The sequence below is a fragment of the Blautia sp. AF19-1 genome (genome assembly GCF_003479155.1).
In the GTDB taxonomy this organism is placed as follows: domain Bacteria; phylum Bacillota; class Clostridia; order Lachnospirales; family Lachnospiraceae; genus Fusicatenibacter; species Fusicatenibacter saccharivorans.
In genome coordinates, this window is record NZ_QUGQ01000003.1 from 135851 (window position 1) to 153808 (window position 17958).

15 protein-coding genes are annotated in these 17958 nt (G+C 51.2%); 7 read left to right on the plus strand and 8 right to left on the minus strand.

Going from position 1 to position 17958, the window contains the following annotated elements; translation table 11 throughout:
* Window positions 1–132: 132 nt before the first annotated feature.
* The 4 genes from DWX26_RS02790 to argC form a co-directional block, all read right to left on the minus strand.
* Window positions 133–1323: an aspartate aminotransferase family protein gene (locus DWX26_RS02790; RefSeq protein WP_117801489.1), complete on the minus strand. Its 1191-nt coding sequence runs from the start codon at window positions 1321–1323 to the stop codon at window positions 133–135.
* On the minus strand, window positions 1310–2206 hold the full coding sequence (gene argB / locus DWX26_RS02795; protein ID WP_118600769.1) for an acetylglutamate kinase: 897 nt from the start codon (window positions 2204–2206) through the stop codon (window positions 1310–1312). The genes DWX26_RS02790 and argB overlap by 14 nt, the downstream gene beginning before the upstream one ends.
* Before the next feature lie 106 nt (window positions 2207–2312).
* On the minus strand, window positions 2313–3536 hold the full coding sequence (gene argJ / locus DWX26_RS02800) for a bifunctional glutamate N-acetyltransferase/amino-acid acetyltransferase ArgJ (protein ID WP_118600847.1): 1224 nt from the start codon (window positions 3534–3536) through the stop codon (window positions 2313–2315).
* A gap of 51 nt (window positions 3537–3587) precedes the next feature.
* Window positions 3588–4628, minus strand: coding sequence for an N-acetyl-gamma-glutamyl-phosphate reductase (gene argC / locus DWX26_RS02805; RefSeq protein ID WP_022462202.1), 1041 nt, complete (start codon window positions 4626–4628; stop codon window positions 3588–3590).
* A gap of 282 nt (window positions 4629–4910) precedes the next feature.
* On the opposite strand from argC, the gene DWX26_RS02810 reads away from it, so the two are divergent.
* Window positions 4911–6143, plus strand: a complete 1233-nt coding sequence (locus tag DWX26_RS02810; protein WP_055218598.1) for an argininosuccinate synthase — start codon at window positions 4911–4913, stop codon at window positions 6141–6143.
* A 96-nt stretch (window positions 6144–6239) separates the two neighbouring features.
* Here DWX26_RS02810 and DWX26_RS02815 read toward each other — a convergent pair whose 3' ends face one another.
* Genes DWX26_RS02815 through DWX26_RS02825 form a run of 3 tightly spaced genes read right to left on the minus strand, consistent with a single transcriptional unit; the run spans window position 6240 to window position 10120 of the window.
* Complete coding sequence (locus DWX26_RS02815; RefSeq protein WP_118600771.1) at window positions 6240–8057, minus strand: N-acetylmuramoyl-L-alanine amidase; 1818 nt, start codon at window positions 8055–8057, stop codon at window positions 6240–6242.
* Between the two features lie 15 nt (window positions 8058–8072).
* Complete coding sequence (locus DWX26_RS02820) at window positions 8073–9257, minus strand: iron-containing alcohol dehydrogenase (protein WP_082424905.1); 1185 nt, start codon at window positions 9255–9257, stop codon at window positions 8073–8075.
* Window positions 9258–9280: 23 nt separating this feature from the next.
* Window positions 9281–10120, minus strand: coding sequence for a carbon-nitrogen hydrolase family protein (locus tag DWX26_RS02825; protein ID WP_055218595.1), 840 nt, complete (start codon window positions 10118–10120; stop codon window positions 9281–9283).
* Between the two features lie 794 nt (window positions 10121–10914).
* Here DWX26_RS02825 and DWX26_RS02830 point away from each other — a divergent pair.
* Together DWX26_RS02830 and DWX26_RS02835 are read left to right on the plus strand one after the other, a co-directional pair.
* On the plus strand, window positions 10915–12678 hold the full coding sequence (locus tag DWX26_RS02830) for an ABC transporter ATP-binding protein (RefSeq protein WP_118600773.1): 1764 nt from the start codon (window positions 10915–10917) through the stop codon (window positions 12676–12678).
* Between the two features lie 67 nt (window positions 12679–12745).
* A complete protein-coding gene (locus DWX26_RS02835; protein ID WP_118600775.1) occupies window positions 12746–14530 on the plus strand; it encodes an ABC transporter ATP-binding protein in 1785 nt (594 codons plus the stop codon).
* Between the two features lie 2 nt (window positions 14531–14532).
* On the opposite strand, the gene DWX26_RS16830 is transcribed toward DWX26_RS02835, so the two are convergent.
* Complete coding sequence (locus tag DWX26_RS16830) at window positions 14533–14886, minus strand: hypothetical protein (RefSeq protein ID WP_173815799.1); 354 nt, start codon at window positions 14884–14886, stop codon at window positions 14533–14535.
* Window positions 14887–14899: 13 nt separating this feature from the next.
* Here DWX26_RS16830 and DWX26_RS02845 point away from each other — a divergent pair, with 13 nt between their 5' ends.
* From DWX26_RS02845 to DWX26_RS02860, 4 genes are read left to right on the plus strand one after another with little or no spacing between them, the layout of a single operon-like run.
* On the plus strand, window positions 14900–15853 hold the full coding sequence (locus DWX26_RS02845) for a metal ABC transporter substrate-binding protein (RefSeq protein ID WP_243030493.1): 954 nt from the start codon (window positions 14900–14902) through the stop codon (window positions 15851–15853).
* Window positions 15854–16561 (plus strand): metal ABC transporter ATP-binding protein, encoded by a 708-nt coding sequence (locus DWX26_RS02850; protein ID WP_117804114.1) that lies wholly within the window; start codon window positions 15854–15856, stop codon window positions 16559–16561.
* A complete protein-coding gene (locus tag DWX26_RS02855) occupies window positions 16558–17382 on the plus strand; it encodes a metal ABC transporter permease (RefSeq protein ID WP_117761022.1) in 825 nt (274 codons plus the stop codon). The genes DWX26_RS02850 and DWX26_RS02855 overlap by 4 nt, the downstream gene beginning before the upstream one ends.
* 43 nt (window positions 17383–17425) lie before the next feature.
* Window positions 17426–17950 (plus strand): VanZ family protein, encoded by a 525-nt coding sequence (locus tag DWX26_RS02860; protein ID WP_118600779.1) that lies wholly within the window; start codon window positions 17426–17428, stop codon window positions 17948–17950.
* Window positions 17951–17958 lie beyond the last annotated feature (8 nt).

A 17958-nucleotide genomic window follows, 5' to 3' on the forward strand; every position in this document is an offset into this window, starting at 1 on the left:
AAGTGCAGAAAGGCCCCGAGAGTACATTTTATACTATTCCTTTTTTCCCCGTTTTTATACAGAACTCAGGGACAGCAGGAAAACAGCCGCCCGGTCTCCTGCGTAGGAAACCAGACGGCTGTCTATTCCACATTACTGTAATGCTTTCTCCAGTTTTTCAATCATCTCATCGATGTCATCTTTCGTAATCACAAGCGGCGGTACCATACGAAGAACGTCGCTTCCGGCGGAAATCACAAGAAGTCCGTTCTCAATCGCGCGGTTGATGACTTCTCCGACCGGACGTCCCGTTACGACAAGGCCCTGCATAAAGCCTTTTCCACGGCGTGCTGCGAGGCAGTCATATTTTTCCACCAGCTCGTCCAGCTTTTTCTCCAGATACGGAGCCGTCTCTGCTACATGCTCTACGACATGCTGTTTCTCATAGCATTCAAATACAGCATTGACAGCCGCGCAGGCCAGCGGGTTTCCGCCGTATGTCGTTCCGTGGTCTCCCGGAATGAGCGAATGCTCTGCCGTCTTTTTATTCAGCACGAAGGCGCCGACCGGAACGCCGCAGCCAAGTGCTTTTGCACACGTCATGACATCCGGCTGTACGCCGTAATCCTGCCATGCGAACAGTTTTCCCGTTCTTCCCATGCCGCACTGGATCTCATCGAGGATCAGCAGGATATCATGCTCGTCACACAGATCGCGCACGCCCTGTAAAAATTCTTTCGTTGCAGGATAGATACCGCCCTCGCCCTGTACAGTCTCCATGATGATCGCACATGTCTTGTCGGTAATCTGTGCCTTTACGCTCTCCAGATCATTAAAATCCGCAAATTTAATGCCGCCGATCAGCGGTTTGAACGGATCCTGATAATGCGTATTTCCTGTTACAGAAAGCGCTCCAAGGCTTCTTCCATGGAAGGAATGGTTCATCGCGATGATCTCGTGATCGTTGCTGCCATCTTTTAAGTAAGCGTATTTTCTCGCTACTTTGATGGCTCCCTCGATCGACTCCGTACCGCTGTTCGTAAAGAATACTTTATCCATGCCGGATGCCTTCGCCAGCTTTTCCGCCGCGGAGCCCATCGGAACATTGTAGAACAGGTTGGAAACATGGATGACTTTGTCCACCTGGTCTTTCACTGCTTTTTTATAATCGTCATTGCTGTAGCCGAGCGCATATACCGCGATACCTGCCGCAAAGTCCAGATATGCTTTTCCGTCGGTGTCATACAGATGAACGCCCTCGCCGTGGTCGATCACAAGCGGGAACCGGTTATAGGTGTGAAGCACGTACTGCTCGGTCTGTTCCATATACTCATTCGTCTTCATGATTGAATTTCTCCTTGTTTTCCCCTAAAATAGCCGTACCAATTCCTTTGTTCGTAAAGATCTCAAGCAGCAGGCAGTGCGGGATTCTTCCGTCCATGATGTGGACTCTCGATACGCCGTTCCCGATCGCATCGATGCAGCCCTGCAGTTTTGGAATCATGCCGCCGCCGACATTTCCGTTTGTGATGAGATCTCTTGCTTCCTGTACGTGGAGCTCGGAAATCAGGCTCTCCGGATCCTTCGGATCTTTGTAGACACCCTCGATATCGGTCAGGAATGCCAGTTTTTCCGCATTTAACGCCTCTGCGATCGCGCAGGCTGCGTCGTCTGCATTGATGTTATAGGTGTTGAAATCATCGTCCATGCCGACCGGGCAGACTACCGGCAGGAAATCGTTATCCAGAAGATCGTACAGCACTTTCGGGTTTACATTTTTGATATTTCCAACGAAGCCGATGTCTTCTCCCTTGGACAGCTTTTTCTCTACGTTTAAGAGACCGCCGTCTTTTCCACTGATGCCGACAGCATTAACTCCGAGTGACTGAATCATGGTGACAAGCTCTTTGTTGACCTTGTTCAGCACCATCTCTGCCACTTCCATCGTATCGGCATCCGTTACACGAAGGCCGTTGACGAATTTCGGTTCCATGCCGACTTTTCCGACCCAGCGGCTGATTTCCTTTCCGCCGCCGTGTACGATGATCGGTTTGAAGCCGACCAGTTTCAGAAGAACCACGTCCTGGATGACGTTTCTCTTTAACTCTTCATCCACCATCGCGCTTCCGCCGTATTTGATGACAATGATTTTGCGGTTGAACCGCTGAATATAAGGAAGTGCCTCGATCAGCACATTTGCTTTGTCCAGATACATCTGATTTACCATGATTTTTTCCTCGCTCTCCTCTTTTGATTCCTGGTTCTGCTGTACCGAAAATACGATTTCCCGGCACGTTTTCGTTGTATTCCCTCAGAATTTCATCCGAATGTTTTTAAGAACGGTAATCCGCATTAATTTTTACATAGTCATAGGTCAGGTCGCAGCCCCATGCCGTTGCTGCCGCCTCTCCCATGTGGATGTCGGCGATCGCAGTTACTTTCGGCTCGGAGAGGATCTTCGTTGCCTCCTCCTCGCTGTAGTCAACGGCAACACCTTTCGTGATAATCTGCAGTTTTCCGGCTGCGCTCTCAAAGTAGAGATCTACATTTTCCGGATCGAATTTTGCTCCGGAGTAACCCATCGCGCAGAGGATTCTTCCCCAGTTGGCGTCATGGCCGAAGATTGCCGCTTTCGTCAGACTCGATGTGATGACGGATTTTGCCAGTGTCACGGCCTGCTCTTTGCTCTCGGCTCCCTGAATCGTCACTTCGAACAGTGCGGTTGCGCCCTCGCCGTCGCCTGCGATGTGCATCGCCTGTGTTTTATTGACTTCAAAGAGTGCTTCTTTGAAAATCTTGTAATCCTCGTTTTCTTCCGTAATTTCCGGGTTTCCGGCAAGACCGTTTGCCAGAAGTAGAACGGTATCGTTTGTGGAAGTATCACCGTCTACGGAAACCATGTTGTAGGTGTCCGGTACGACTTCGCTCAGTGCTTTCTGCAGCATCTCTTTCGAAATATTGGCATCGGTTGCCACAAAGCTCAGCATGGTGCACATATTCGGATGGATCATGCCGGAGCCCTTGCACATGCTGCCGATCGTTACGGTTTTTCCGCCGATTTCGATCTGAACAGCAACTTCCTTCGGCTCGGTGTCGGTTGTCATGATCGCCTGTGCTGCTGTAGCTGCGGCTTCTCTTGTAGCTGCAAGCTGCGGTTTCAGCATTTCCACGCCGGCTGCGATCTTATCGATCGGAATCTGTTTTCCGATAACACCGGTCGATGCAACGAGAACGGAGTCCTCTGGAATGGAAAGTGCAGCCGATGCTGCCTCTGCGGTTTTTCTGCAGTAGCCATAGCCCTCCTCGCCGGTGCATGCATTGGCGATTCCGCTGTTGCAGACGATTGCCTGTGCGGTTGGATGGTTGTATACAATCTCCTGGTCCCATTTGACCGGAGCTGCTTTTACGATGTTTGTAGTAAAGGTTCCTGCTGCTACGCACGGTACCTCGCTGTAGACAAGTGCCATATCCTTTACGCCCTGTTTTTTAATTCCTGCTGCGCCGCCTGCTGCCTGAAAACCTTTCGCAGCGGTGATGCCTCCTTCGATCTTTTTCATTGTCTTATCCTCGCTTTTCGTCATTTAAGTCTTCTGTTTCGTCTTTTTGTTTTACGGGAACATCGGAGGCATGCACAGGCCTTCGTTTTCCGGCAGTCCGAACATCAGGTTCATGTTCTGTACCGCCTGTCCTGCTGCGCCTTTGACCAGGTTGTCCATCGCACCCATCATGATGATTCGTTTCGTTCTCGGATCGATCTTGAAGTTGACATCCACATAGTTGCTTCCCTCGACCCATTTCGTCTGCGGGCAGACATCCTTATCGAGAACACGTACAAACTGCTCGTTGGCATAATACTTATCATAAACGGCTTTAACCTCTTCGTAAGTCACATCTTTTTTCAGGGATGCATATGCCGTTACGAGAATGCCGCGGTTCATCGGAACAAGATGCGGGGTGAAGTTCAGGGTGATCGGGTAGCCGGCTGCATAGGAAAGCTGCTCCTCGATCTCCGGTGTGTGGCGGTGGCCGGCAACGCCGTATGCCTTGATGTTTTCATTAACCTCGCAGTAGAGGTTGTCCACTTTCGCTCCTCTTCCTGCTCCGGAAGTTCCTGATTTTGCATCAATAATGATGGTGTTTCCATCAATGAGATCTTCCTTTAATAAAGGATAAATCGAAAGAGTTGAGCAGGTCGGATAGCAGCCCGGGTTTGCCACGATACGCGCCTGTTTTACTTTCTCACGGTTGATCTCGCACAGTCCGTAAACCGCCTCGTCGATATACTGCGGGGATTTATGCTCGATCTTGTACCACTCTTCATACGTTTTTACATCTTTAATACGGAAATCGGCGCTCAGGTCGATGACCTTTACTTTCGAAAGAATTTCATCATTTACCAGGGAAGCACAGAGTCCCTGCGGAGTTGCTGTAAAAATGACGTCTACTTCCTTTGCAAGCTGCTCCATGTTGTCGTCCTTGCAGACATCGTCTACTAACTGAAACATATTCTGGTAAACCGACGCATATTTCTTATCGATATAGCTTCTGGAACCATACCATTTAATCTCCACATCTTTGTGTCCCAGGAGAATACGCACCAGCTCGCCTCCTGCATATCCTGTAGAACCGATAATTCCTGCTCTGATCATACCTTTTTCTCCTTTTTTCTTTCGCCCGTTTTCTTGTCTTGCCGGACATTTTTTCTTTTCTCTTTATGATAGCTCAATTATTTTCTTTTTTCAATGAAAAATCTTTGTTTTCTGCTGTCATATACCGTCGATTGCATAAGTATACACCTCAAATGTATATTATGCAAGTTTTTTTTGAATTTCTGAAAAAAAGCTTGCATAATCCTGTCGTATGATGTATATTTTAGTCATTGACGATGCACCGCGCATATAGGTGCACGAGAAATCCAAGGAGGATCTTACATTATGAAAGAAAAAGTTGTACTTGCCTATTCCGGCGGACTTGATACTACTGCCATTATTCCGTGGCTGAAAGAGACCTTTGACTACGAAGTAATCTGCTGCTGCATCGACTGCGGCCAGGGAAACGAGCTGGTTGGCCTCGATGAGAGAGCAAAACTTTCCGGCGCTTCCAAATTATATATCGAAAACGTTATCGACGAGTTCAGTGAAGACTTCATCATGCCGTGCGTAAAAGCAGGCGCTGTTTATGAGAACAAATACCTGCTCGGTACTTCCATGGCACGTCCGGTTATCGCAAAGAAACTCGTTGAGATCGCAAGAAAAGAAGGTGCTGTTGCCATCTGCCACGGCGCTACCGGTAAAGGAAATGACCAGATCCGTTTCGAGCTCGGCATCAAAGCCCTTGCTCCGGATATCAAAGTAATCGCTCCTTGGAGAATGACCGATGTATGGACCATGCAGTCCCGTGAAGACGAGCTGGCTTACTGTAAAGCACACGGCATCGACCTTCCGTTTGATGCAAACCACAGCTACAGCCGTGACCGTAACCTGTGGCACATCAGCCATGAGGGACTTGAGCTTGAGGATCCGTCCAACGAGCCGAACTACGACGATCTTCTCGTACTGACCACTCCTCCGGAAAAAGCTCCGGACGAAGGCGAGTACGTAACCATGACCTTTGAGGCCGGCGTTCCGAAGACCTTAAACGGAAAAGAAATGAAAGTTTCTGAAATCATCACCGAGCTGAACAAGCTGGGTGGAAAACACGGCATCGGTATTGTTGATATCGTTGAGAACCGTGTTGTCGGCATGAAATCCCGCGGTGTTTATGAGACTCCTGGCGGAACCATCCTGATGGCTGCACATGAGCAGTTAGAGGAGCTGATTCTCGACCGTGAGACCCTGAAAACAAAGAAAGATCTCGGAAACCTGCTTGCTGAGGTTGTTTACGAAGGAAAATGGTACACTCCTCTGCGCGAGGCAATCCAGGCATTCGTTGATGTAACCCAAAAATACGTAACAGGCGAAGTAAAATTCAAACTGTTCAAAGGCAACATCATCAAAGCCGGCGAGTCTTCTCCGTACAGCCTGTACAATGAGTCTCTTGCTTCCTTCACCACCGGCGATCTCTACGATCACCACGATGCAGACGGATTCATCACACTGTTCGGTCTGCCGCTGAAGGTTCGTGCGATGAAAATGCAGGAGCTGGAGAAAAACAACAACAAATAAGATCTGATCCTATGGATTCCCAAAAGAAAGCGGACTCGCTCCGCTTTCTTTTTTGCATGCAAAAAGGACCCGCCCATTTCAGGCAGGTCCCTTTGTTTATTCGTAATATGCGTCGATTCCGTCCGCAATTCCCTGTGCCATCTTGTTTCGGTAATCCTCGGTTGCCATCAAACGGTCCTCGGAAGGATTGCTCATGAAGCCAAGCTCAATGATCGTGACCGGAATGGTACTCCAGTTGATGCCGCTCATGGAATCGGTGTAAATCACATCGCGGTTCTTCGCACCGGTGTCTTTGCAGAATGCTGCGATCATCTTCTGGGAGAGCTTCTGGCTCTTGCTGATCACATCACCGGAAAGATACGTATTTCTGCTGCTCGGTGCCATCGTGAGTGCTCCGTAAACCGACTGGTTCGAATCTCCGTTCGCGTGTACACGCACGAGAATGTCTGCTCCGTTCTGCGCGGCAAGTTTTGCACGCTCGGAGTTGCTGATATTGACGTCGTGCGTCTCGCGGATCATGTAAACATCGTAGCCGCGCTCCTCAAGGATATCGCGTACCTTTAAAGATACCGCAAGGTTCAGCTCATACTCATTGATGCCGGTTGCCACACCGCATGTTCCGGAAGCAACCTTCGCCTTATAGGTCGATGATCCCGGTCCGATCGGCTCTTTCTCGCTGTTTCCTCTTCTCTGGTGTCCTGCGTCGATTGCCACGCAGATATTTTTGCTGTTCCGGCGGACACCGTTTTTATCAACGTAATAGCCGTCGATGTAGGTATCCTTATAGATGCCTCCCCAGCTTCGGAAGTAATACGTTTTTCCGTCCACTTCCTGCCAGCCGTTCTTGTAAATACCGCCCCAGCTCCGGAAGTAATACGTTGCGCCTTTGATCGTTACCCACTGGCTCTTATACATGCCGCCCCAGCTCCGCAGGTAATACCAGTTATTATCATACCACAGCCATTCACTGTGCATCATTTTGCCGTCCTGCCTCAGATAATACCAGTTCTTGTCATACAGCAGCCAGCCTTCCCCTTTTGGGGTTCCGTTGCTGTCCATGTAATACCAGTCACTGCCCTTGGCCGCCCAGGCGTTCACGCGCATGCCGCCCCAGCTTTCAAAGTAATAATCAACGCCGTCAATCGTCTGCCAGCCGGTACTCATCACACCGTCTGCGTCTACATGGTACGTTCTTTTATCATGCACAAACCACTGATTCGTTCTGAGGCTTCCGTCCTCATTCAGATAGTACCATGTTCCGCCGACTTTTTTCCAGCCCTGGAATCCGGCTCCGCCCCAGCTCTCGAAGTAGTAGAGCGTTCCGTCAATCTTCTGCAGTCCGGTGCTCATCACACCGTTTTCATCTACATGGTATGTTCTCTTGTCGTGAACGAACCATTCATTCGTTTTGACGCTTCCGTCCTCGTTCAGATAGTACCATGCCCCGCCGACTTTTTTCCAGCCTTTGTATCCGGCTCCGCCCCAGCTCTCAAAATAATAGAGCTTTCCGTTGACCATCGAAAGACCCGTGCACATGATTTCGTCTGCATTCAGATAATATCTCCTGTTCAGATGGGTGATCCACTCGCTGGCGGCCATCGTGCCGTCCTCTTTTCTGTATTTCCAGCTTCCGTCTTCCTGTTTCACCCAGCCGGCAGGAAGTTTCTCTTCCGGCTCCTGTTCATTGTCCTCACCTGGAATCGTAACAGCCGGCGTCTCGTTTTCCGAAGTACCGCTCTGCTCCTGCACTGCCGCTTCCTCATCCGAATTCTGCTCGGAACTTTCCGTCTCATCCTGCTGCCAGGTTACGGCCGTGCCGTCATTTTCTGCTGCGCTTACCCTTGCCGGAAGCGCCCAGCCTCCTGCCGCAACGGCCGCTGCGATCAGCAGTGCTGCGATTTTCTTTTTTGCCATCTGGTTTTCCTCCTTTTATCTCGCCATCTGGTAAATCTCATATACTTCCTGTGCGCCCAGCTTGCGGATGCGGGACAGTTTTACAGTGTCCTGCTGTGTTGCATCCATGGAAAGGGCACGCAGATCCTCATCCGACGGGTTCAGAATATCAAGCTCATGCAGGGAGGTCGGCATGCCGAGCGAATGGAAGAACGCTACTGTGCGCTCAATGCCTTCCGTTGCCCGTTTGTGATCGCTTCCCTCTGTGATGCCCCAGACTTTTTCTGCAAACCGTGCAAACCGCCAGAGAACCGTCTCCTCATCGTACTGATATTTCGCCCAGGCACCCCAGACTGCCGCCAGGGATGCGCCGTGTGCTACATCGTATTTTGCACTTAACGCATGGCCGAATTTATGTACCGAAAAATCTTTGCCGCGTCCGCACTCCGTCAGTCCATTGTGTGACAGGCTTCCGCACCACATGATTTCCGCCATCGCATTGTAATCGGATGGGTTTTCCAGAACCTTCGGTCCGTTTTTGATTACGGTACGGAGGAGTCCCTCTGCGATCTCGTCCGTCATCTCGCACTGGCTCTCCGGAATGAAATAGCGCTCCATCGTGTGCATCATGATGTCGGTTACTCCGCAGGCAATCTGGTATTTCGGCAGGGTTGCTGCCAGCTCCGGGTTCATGATGGCAAATTTGCAGCGGTTGAACGGCGTGTTGATGCCGGCCTTTTTGCCGATTGCCTCGTTTGTCAGAACGGCTGAATCGCTCATCTCGCTTCCGGCTGCCGGTATCGTCAGAACCGCTCCTACCGGGAGAGATTTTGTCAGCGGTACTTTTTTCGTCCAGATATCCCAGAGTGCCTCCTCCGGATTTGCAGCTCCATGCGCAACGGCTTTTGCGGTGTCAATCGAGCTTCCGCCGCCGACGGCAAGAATAAAGTCTGCCTGCATTTCCACTGCTTTTTTCACACCCTCCTCGGCAAGGGCAAGTCTCGGGTTTGGTTTTACGCCGCCAAGCTCTTCAAAGGCAAGGCCCTCTTTTGCAAGAGATGCTTCCACTCGGTCCAGAAGACCGCTCCGTTTTGCACTTCCGCCTCCGTAAACGACGAGCACCTTTGTGCCGCCCCATTTCTTTACCTCAGCGCCTGCCTGGTTTTCGGTCTCTTTTCCGAACACGACTTCCGTCGGGGTATACTGTATAAACTGATCCATCTTCTTATTTCCTCCCTGCATTTTTATTCTTCATAAATCCGTACGTTTCCCGAGCTTACACGGTAAAGATCGTCTCTCCTGTTTTCCAGAGACGGGATTTCATTTCTTGTCCGCTCCAGCACTTCCGGATCCAGCTCTGCGATGAGTACCTGCGGGGTATCATCTGCCTCCGCAAGAATTTCGCCGTCCGGCGCAATGATCATGGAATGGCCGTACGCCTCAAACCGCGCTTTCTGGCCGCACTGGTTGGCGGCGAGCACGTAGCATCCGTTTTCAATGGCGCGCGTGCGCAGCAGTGCTTCCCAGTGGCGCTCTCCCGTTGCTTTCGTAAAATCCGCCGCTATCAGAAATGCATCTGCTCCGGAGGATGCCATCAGCCGGTACTGTTCCGGAAAGCGGATATCGTAGCAGATGCTCATGCCGAACAGGCCAAGCGCCGTGTCCGCAAGAACAATTTCATTTCCCGGGCAGATCTCGTGTGATTCTTCGTAGGAGACACTGCCCGGAATATTTACATCAAACATATGTATTTTGCTGTATTCTGCAATCGTTTCTCCATCTGGTCCGAACAGAAACGACGTGTTGGACGGACGCCCCGGATGGCGCCGTACCGTCATGCTGCCGCAGTGCAGATAGACACCGTACCGTTTGGCAAGGCTGGAAAACCGGCGGCTGACGTAGCCCGGCACTGCACTTGCGTGCCCCGGCATGTCTGCTCCCGTGTATTCTGCGGTCTCCGGGAAAAGAATCAGCTTCGCTCCCTGTTCCGCCGCCTCCCGCACATACTGCTCGGCCATGCGCATATTTTCATTCATATCCGGCCCAGAATCCATCTGCACCAGGCCTGCAATTATTTTTTCCATCTTTTTGTCCCCTCGTTTCACATGTTAGCTTGTGATTTTTCCGCTTATACTCTCGTTTATTATATCGTTACAGTTCACAGATACCTGCGAACTGTAACATTCGCAGCCCTCATTGAAAGTTTTGCTACGCAAAAGGAGGGCTGCTCACACCTGAATCACTTTCTTACGCAGCGAAACAGCAAGTGTTTCACTGCTGATTGAACAGTAATATTATATCTCATATTCCCCAAAACAGCTACCCAAATTCGCAATTTTCATACCTTTTGCAGCTTTTATTTTTTAATTTTTGAAAATAACAATTGACAAATCCAGAAAACAGGAGTAGCTTAGAACCATAAGCTGTCGTGTTCGATCAGATGCGGCAGAAAAAATCATGAAAGGAGAACACCACTTATGATCAATCTTATTTATGCATCCAGCGTAAAACAGAATAAACTTCGTATGGCGATCAAACCAGGTGGCTGCCCTTCTTTCGAAATTCTTTGTAAGCATTAACTCTGCATAACAAATCTCTATGCATTCTTTATGCCTGCTATTTCGCACAGAAGGCGCGGTACGTCGATACTGCGGCTTTTTTTATTGCTATAAACAGTACGAAACCGTTCTTTCCGGCTTCGCTCCGTTTCCGGCAGGCAGATTCCGCGGTCTTCTTACCGCATCGATTCCCTTCTTTTATATACAAACGCAGCCTTCGCTTTCGTTTCCCGTTGTTCCGTTCCCACACTTACGGAGCTTTTGAAAGCCTATGTTCTGCCAGACACCCAAACGACATCAATGAGGAGGTTTTAACATTCATGAAGAAAAATCCAATCGGTAAGTACCTGCTCCAGAACTGGTACTACTACGTTTTCGCTTTTGGTTCCATGGCCTTAAGTGTCTTTCTCGATATGCTCGCGCCGCTTGTCACGCTGCACATCGTGGATGACGTGCTGGTCAGTCACAAAATGGAACTGCTCTGGAAATACCTTGCCGCCTTTCTTCTGATCGGTGCCGCAAAAGCCCTGTTTCAGTACATCAAAGAATTTTTATTCGATGTCAGCAGCGTCCGCGTCGCCAGCCAGATGAGGGACAACCTGTTCCGCCACGTCCAGCGGCTTTCGGTGGAATACTTTGACAAAAACAATACCGGCGAACTCCTCGCCCGCGTGCGCGATGACGTCGACCGGATCTGGGATATCCTCGGCTTTGCCGGCATGCTGATCTTAGAAGGCCTGATCTGTATCATGATGGCAATGGTCAGTATGGTCAAACTGGATCTGCCGCTGACACTCGTCTCCGTGGCGATCCTTCCTTTCGTCGCAGGCATCGCAATCCGCCTCGAAAAAGAACTCGACCGTGTCTACGATGCGATCAGCGAGGAAAACGCCGTCATGAATACCGTTGCACAGGAAAATCTCGCCGGTGTCCGCACCGTCAAATCCTTTGCACGGGAACCGTATGAGATCAAAAAATTCCGGAAACACAATCAGAAATACTGCGATCTCAACATGGATCAGGCGCGCGTCCTGATGAAATACGATCCCGCCATCTCGTTTCTTACGAAGCTGATGCGCGTGCTCGTCCTTCTCGCGGGCGGCTACGGTGTCATCCACGGACGCATTACGCTCGGTGTTTTAACGGCCTTTATGGAGTACACCTCCAAGATCACCTGGCCGATCGAAAACGTCGGCTGGCTCGGCAACTGCTTCGCTTCTGCGATTGCTTCCAACAAGAAGCTGAACAAAATTCTCGCAGAGGAGCCGCAAATCGCAGAACCGGAAAATCCGGTGGAGCTTTCAAAACTTCCGGGTGACCTGGAATTCCATCACGTCGATTTCTCCCTGCATGACACACCGATTCTGCAGGATATCGACTTTACCTTAAAGCAGGGCCACACACTCGGCATCATGGGTATGACGGGTTCCGGAAAAACAACCATCGTCAATCTGCTCGAGCGTTTTTACGATGTCACCAACGGTTACATCTGTCTCGACGGCCACGATATCCGCACCCTGCCGCTGCGCACCGTGCGCGATACTTCTTCCGTCGTCATGCAGGACGTCTTCCTGTTCTCAGATACCATTTCTGAGAATGTCCGCCTCGGCAGCCGCAGCACGATGAAATCCGAGGAGGTACATAACGCTGTCTCCGCTGCATGTGCTTCCGAGTTCGTCGACCATCTTTCGGATCAGTACGAAACCGTCATCGGCGAACGCGGCATGGGACTTTCCGGCGGTCAGAAGCAGCGTCTTTCCATCGCACGCGCCCTGGCAAAACAGGCTCCGATCCTCGTACTGGATGATTCCACCTCGGCGCTCGATATGGAGACCGAATACGAAATCCAGAGCCATCTCGCCGAGAAAAAAGATGTTTCCAAGATCATCATTGCCCACCGCATTTCTTCGGTGCAGAGTGCCGATGAGATCCTGTATCTCGATCACGGACGCATCGCCGAGCGCGGCACGCATGAGAGTCTGATGGCACAGAAAGGCCTGTACTACTCCACCTGGGAGGCTCAGTACGGTGATTACCATAAAGCAAAGGCAGCCCTCGAGCAGGCACTTCCTGCCAATGCTTAATTCAATTTAATCTGTTACCCGACAACTTCTGTATTTACTTACCCGTTAAGAGAGGAACAATACGATTATGGCTATCAATTCCAGTAAAGTAGATGAAGAGCAGAAAGAGGTCTTAAAGAGCGCGACCATCCGCCGCCTCTTCTCCTACTTAAAAAATTATAAACGCCAGGTTGCCGTCGTTCTCGTGGTTCTCGCCGTTACCATCGCGATTTCCACTGTGAACCCGCTGCTCCTGGAGTACGCCATCGACGTCAATATTGCGCAGAAAGACTGGCGCGGGCTTATTGCCCTCTGCGTATTCATGGTTGTGATCAACCTGGTTTACGCGGCCGGTGTCCGCCTGCGGATGCTTCTGATGGCGCGTATTACCAACAACATTCTTCTGGAAATCCGTGACGAGCTCTACACGCATATCCAGACCTTAAGCTTCAGCTTTTTCGATACCCGCCCGGCCGGAAAGATTCTGGCGCGCATCATCGGCGATGTCAACTCGTTAAAGGATGTGCTGAACGACGGTGTCACAAAGCTGATTCCGAACATTCTCACGATCATCGCCATTCTGGTGATCATGATGATCAAAAACATCTGGCTCTCCTTAAGTGCGATTCTCGTGCTGCCGCTGATCGCTATCGGCATGTATTTTATTCAGATCGTCGCACACAAGAGATGGCAGACATTCCGGAAAAAATCTTCCAATGTTACGGCGTATATCCACGAGGACTTCTCCGGTATCCGCATCATCAAGAGCTTTACCGCAGAGCAGGAATCGCAGGGCGAGTTTGACCGGCTTCTTCTTGAGCATCAGAACTCCTTCATCCATGCGGTCCGCCTAGCGGATGGTTTTTCCGCTGTGATCGAAGTGACATGGGGCATCGGAACGTTTCTTCTGTATTTTATCGGTATTTCCGTGCTCGGCGTGGATGCCGTTCCGATCGGTACGTTCACGGCATTTGCGATGTATCTGACGATGTTCTGGGATCCGATCCAGAACCTGGCCGGTTTTTACAACAAGCTGATCACGAACCTTTCCGCTGCGGAGCGAATCTTTGAGATCCTCGACACACCGGCGGAGGTTGCCGACAAGCCTGGCGTCACAGAACTGCCGCCGATCAAAGGAGAAGTAACGTTCGACCACGTCAGCTTTGCCTACTCCGATGATCCGGACACGCTGGTTTTAAAAGATGTCAGCTTTACAGCGGCTCCCGGTGAGACGATCGCACTCGTCGGCCCGACTGGCGCTGGAAAGACGACCATTGTCAATCTGATCAGCCGTTTCTACAACATTACCTCGGGAACGGTCCGCGTCGACGGCCACAGCCTGACAGATGTCTCCATCAACAGTCTGCGTGCGCAGATGGGCGTTATGACCCAGGACAACTTTCTCTTCTCCGGCACGATTCGCGACAACATTGCGTATGGAAAGCTCGATGCCACGGAGGAAGAAATCATTGCCGCCGCAAAGGCCGTGCATGCCCATGACTTTATCATAGAACTGCCGGACGGCTACGACACCGAGATCAGCGAGCGCGGTGCCCGTCTTTCCAACGGCCAGCGCCAGCTTCTCGCCTTTGCCAGAACGATGGTGTCCGATCCGCGGATTCTGATTCTCGACGAGGCGACGTCCAGCATCGACACACAGACAGAAATTCAGGTGCAGCAGGGAATCGAAAGCCTGTTGAAGGGCCGTACCTCGTTCATCATTGCGCACCGTCTTTCTACTATTAAAAATGCGGACCGGATTTTTGTGATCGACCACGGAAAGATTTTCGAGCAGGGAACCCACGACGAACTGATGGCAAAACAGGGCGCGTACTACCAGCTCTACCAGGCACAGTTCCGCCGGGTATCCTAAAATCAAGAAATTTTCTCAAAACTGCCTTTCTTTTTTACAGGGAAAGGCAGTTTTTTTCCCTCTTTTCTATAACTGGTTTTCCTTTCCTTGACAAATGAATCCTCCCTGCTATATGATGATAACTGATCTTTTTTCGGGGACATTTGTTCCCGTCTGCCGCTTCCCACTCCTGCGGCATTTGTCACGAAACAGTCTGATACGGAGCTTTTTCGAATGCCTCCGTGTTTTCTTTCAGAAAGGAGTATCATGACATTTTTTTCAAAAAAAACGTTACGCCTTCTCCTCCTTCCTGCCCTCCTTCTTCTGACGGGCTGTGCGGGATCCTCAAAAGAGACGGCGGATTCCCAGGAGAACACGAAACTCTCCGCCGTGGCGACCATTTTTCCGCAGTATGATTTTCTGCGCGCCATCGGCGGCGATCACCTCGATCTCCACATGCTGCTTTCCCCGGGTGCGGAAAGTCACTCGTTTGAACCGACACCGGGCGATATGATTACGGTTTCCGAATGTGATCTCTTCGTCTACGTCGGCGGCGATTCCGATGCCTGGGTCGAGACAATCCTTGATTCTGTCGATACCTCGAACAAAGAGGTAGTGACGCTGATGGACTGCGTTGACACCGTTGCCGAGGAAACCGTCGAGGGAATGGAGACCCACGGCCACGCACACGATCATGAGGACGAGGATGCGCACGACCATGAGGACGAAGATGCAGATCACGAGGATGTACACGACCATGAGGACGAGGATACACACGACGAATCTTCCCATGATCATGCGCACGAATCCCACGGCGAACAGGACGAGCACGTCTGGACCTCGCCGAAAAATGCAATGCGGATTGTCCAGAAGCTCTGTGATTCCCTCTGCCGCCTCGACCCGGAGCATGCGGATGAATACCAGGCAAACACCGCCTCGTATCTTGCTTCGCTTGCCTCCCTCGATGAGGAATTTTCCGATGTCACCGCAACTGCAAGCCGCCATACCATTGTTTTCGGCGACCGTTTCCCGTTCCGCTACTTTGCGGACACCTACGGCCTCGACTACTACGCGGCGTTTCCCGGCTGCTCCTCGGAATCCGAGGCAAGTGCCAAAACCCTTTCTTTTTTAATTGATAAAATCAAGGAAGAACAGATTCCCGTCGTTTTCCACACCGAGCTGTCCAATGAACAAATGACGGACTCCATCTGTGAGGCGACTGGCGCGAAAAAGCTGCTGCTTCATTCCTGTCACAATGTATCCAAAGATGATTTCGAAAGCGGCGCTACGTATCTCTCCCTCATGGAACAGAACGTTTCCGCATTAAAGGAGGCTTTAAACTAAATGGCTCTACTTACCTGCAGTGATGTCACCTTCTCCTACGAGGGCATCCCGGTCCTGACCGATGTCAACTTTGCCCTGGAAGCCGGCTCCTACCTCTGTATTGTGGGCGAGAACGGTTCCGGAAAAAGTACTCTGATCAAGGGACTGCTTCACTTAAAAAATCCGTCCACCGGCTCGATCACAACCGGCGACGGGCTTCATCCAAGCGAGATCGGCTATCTGCCGCAGCAGACCGCCGCACAAAAGGATTTCCCGGCGAGCGTCTGGGAAGTCGTGCTGTCCGGCCGGCAGAACCACCCGCATTTCCCGCCGTTTTACACAAAGGCAGACAAAGAGGACGCGCTCCGCAATATGGAGCTTCTCGACCTCCTTCCATTAAAGAAACGATGCTACCGTGATCTCTCCGGCGGCCAGCAGCAGCGTGTGCTTCTCGCTCGTGCGCTTTGCGCCACAAAGAAACTGCTGCTCCTCGACGAGCCGGTCACTGGCCTTGACCCGGTCATGACAAACGAAATGTACCAGCTCATCCGCCGCATCAACCGCGAGCAGAACGTTACGATCATCATGGTTTCCCACGATATTCGCAATATTCTGCCGGACGCAACGCACATTCTCCAGCTCGACCAGAAGCAGGTCTTCTTCGGTCCGACGAACGAGTATCTGAAAACCGAGGCTGGAAAACAGTTTTTAGGAGGTGCCGACTTATGATTTCGAATCTGCTGAAAATGCTTTCTTATCCGTTTATGCAGCGTGCCCTTGTGGTCGGTATTCTCGTCTCGTTGTGCGCCGCACTGCTTGGCGTCAGCCTCGTGTTAAAGCGCTACTCCATGATCGGCGACGGCCTCTCCCATGTCGGATTCGGCTCTCTTGCGATTGCAACGGCACTCGGTTTTGCTCCGCTTGCCTTCACAATCCCTGTCGTCGTGCTTGCCGCCTTTCTGCTGCTCCGCATGAACGAATCCAGCAAGATCAAAGGCGACGCCGCCATCGGCCTGATTTCAAGCTCTGCGCTTGCGATCGGTGTCATCACGGTTTCGTGGTCGAGCGGCATGAACACCGATGTCAACAACTACATGTTCGGAAGCATCCTTGCGATGAGTGATGAGGACGTTGTTCTCTCCGTGGTGCTCTCCATTGTCGTGCTGATCCTGTTCGTCCTGTATTACAACCGTATTTTTGCCGTCACTTTCGACGAGACATTTGCCAAAGCAACCGGTGTCCGCGCAGAGTTTTACAACATGCTGCTGGCATTCTTAACCGCCATCACCACCGTCCTCGGCATGCGCATGATGGGCGCGCTTCTGATCTCCAGCCTGCTGATTTTCCCGGCACTGACCTCGATGCGTCTCTGCCATACCTTCCAGAGCGTGGTGATCTGCTCCGCGGTTCTCTCGGTGGTGTGCTTCCTTCTTGGCATGTCCCTCTCGTTTTTCCTGTCCTCCCCTGCCGGAGCGACGGTCGTAATCGTGAACCTGCTGGCATTCCTGATCTTTTCTGCGATTGCCAGAATCCGCGAGCATACCGCATAAAAAGTTTCCGATCTGACCTGCTTTGTTTTACTGGAGGTATTTTATGAATCGAATTGTAATTGCACTGTTAAAACCGTTTTCCTTCATCCCGGCGATTCTGATGATGTCGATGATTTTCTCCTTCTCTTCCCAGAACGGAACGGAATCCTCACAGCTCAGTGAAAAAGTGGCGCGCGGCATTTTCATCACGATCGACCACATCATGGACCGCGGATGGGATGATGAGAAGATCCAGGAACTGGCTGACGAGTATCAGTACCCGGTGCGGAAGCTGGCTCATATGACAGAGTACTGTCTGCTTGCAATCTGTGTTTCGCTTCCGCTCTACGTCTACGGCCTGCGCGGCTTCGCGCTCACGTTTCTTGCCGGCATCCTCTGTGTCGCCTTTGCCGCGAGCGATGAGTTCCACCAGACGATGGTCGCCAACCGCGGCCCGTCGGTAAAGGACGTCGGCATCGACAGCATCGGCGTTCTCTTCGGCATCACGTTTGTACGGCTGTTCTGCTGGATTGCACTCGGCGGAAATACGAAAAAAAGAAAGCGGCGCAGACGGCGTTACTATTACTAAAAATATTG